Source organism: Roseovarius gaetbuli (genome assembly GCF_900172365.1).
Lineage (GTDB): Bacteria > Pseudomonadota > Alphaproteobacteria > Rhodobacterales > Rhodobacteraceae > Roseovarius > Roseovarius gaetbuli.
Window position 1 is genome coordinate 1 of sequence record NZ_FWFJ01000108.1, and the last position, 1,635, is coordinate 1,635.

The following is a 1,635-nucleotide window of genomic DNA, read 5'->3' on the forward strand; positions in this document are numbered from 1 at the left end:
TGCCGGTGTCATATTGCATGATCGTACCCTCAGAAAAATGAGCCTCCGACCCGGCTGCGGCTCATTTTTCTGAGGGTACGATCATAAAGCGATTCTTTCACGCTGAAGCGGGTCCGACTGGAAGTCGGAGGGTTTGCTCCACGGCGTGGATACTAAACTTTAATGTCACCTCAATTGATCACCTAAAGCCGCCGGTTACGCAGCGATAGCATTCTGGAACACCCCGAGGTCCGTTGCGCACGTCCTAGCGCCTTGATCGGGGCAAAAAACTCCGACATCATTCAATGGCAGTCGTTTTTCCTGAGGAATATCGGCTATTGTTGCGTGAACCCAAGGGAAAGAATTTCATGAGCGGATTACTGGCCCTTTTGGATGACGTGGCAGCGATCGCCAAGCTGGCGGCGACACAACTTGATGATGTCGCGGCGCAGGCAAGCAAAGCCGGCACGAAAGCCGCCGGCGTTGTCATCGATGACGCGGCCGTGACCCCAAAATATGTGACAGGCCTGCCAGCGGCGCGAGAATTACCCATCGTTTGGAAAATTGCGCGCGCGTCCTTCTTCAATAAGCTGGTAATCCTGTTGCCTGCGGCGCTGCTATTGAATGCATTCCTGCCGTGGCTTTTGACGCCGCTCTTGATGATCGGCGGGGCTTATCTGTGTTTTGAGGGAGCTGAGAAGGTTTGGCACCTCTTCGTCCCGCACAAGGATCACGGCCCCCAGCAGGCGGAGACGCTGGATGCGGCCCATCTGGAAGAGCAGCGGGTGAAAGGCGCAATCAAGACCGATTTCATACTGTCGGCAGAGATTATGACGATCTCTCTTTCCCAGATCGATATTGACACATTGTGGATACAGACGATGGCGCTGGCTGCGGTGGCCATTGGGATTACGGCACTGGTTTATGGGGCCGTCGCCTTGCTCGTGAAAGCCGATGACTTCGGAATTCTGCTTAGCGCGAAAGGACGGTTTGGCGCGACCCGGGCGGTCGGGCGTAGAATTGTCAAATCGATGCCCGCAGTAATGGTGGTGATCGCGACGATCGGCACGGTGGCCATGCTCTGGGTCGGTGGCAGTATCATCGTGCACGGGTTGCACGATTTGGGCTGGCATCTGCCTTATGAGCAGATCAAGCATGCGGCGAAGGTCGCATCGGCGGCCGTTGGCTCGATCAAAGGCTTTGTGAGCTGGCTGGTGACGGCCGGGCTGGACGGAATTGTCGGGCTGGCGACCGGTTTTGTGCTTGTCCCGATTGTCAGCCGAGCGGTGGTGCCGATCACGGGGTGGCTCTTTCCTGAAAAAGCCTGATGCGGCTCTGTCTGCACAAATGGACCTTGCGTCGCTTCATTGAAAGTTCCAGAGATCAAAGCCACTTCAGTCAGCGTTAAAGAATAGATAAGGGCCACCGCAGGCACCCTGTGAGTCCAGAAAGTCGCCGCTCAACCGCCGACATGGCCAAAGTTCAACAGAGGTGGTCCTAGTTTTTCGACCAGTTTGCAGCCCTGTTAAGGTGGATCAGGGTTTCATGTCAGGCTGCTAATCTCGTTGGTTCTGTTTTGCTTGCATAGGCCTCATTCGGGGTCAAGATGCCGTGGGTGGAGTGCGGCCGTTCGGCGTTGTAATAGGCCAGCCATTT

The 1,635-nt window shown here is 55.8% G+C and carries 1 protein-coding gene; it reads left to right on the top strand.

The window, feature by feature from the left end:
- Positions 1–347: 347 nt before the first annotated feature.
- Positions 348–1,307 carry a DUF808 domain-containing protein gene (locus tag ROG8370_RS19765; protein WP_085828821.1) on the top strand — a complete coding sequence of 320 codons (960 nt, stop codon included), beginning with the start codon at positions 348–350 and terminating at the stop codon, positions 1,305–1,307.
- Positions 1,308–1,635 lie beyond the last annotated feature (328 nt).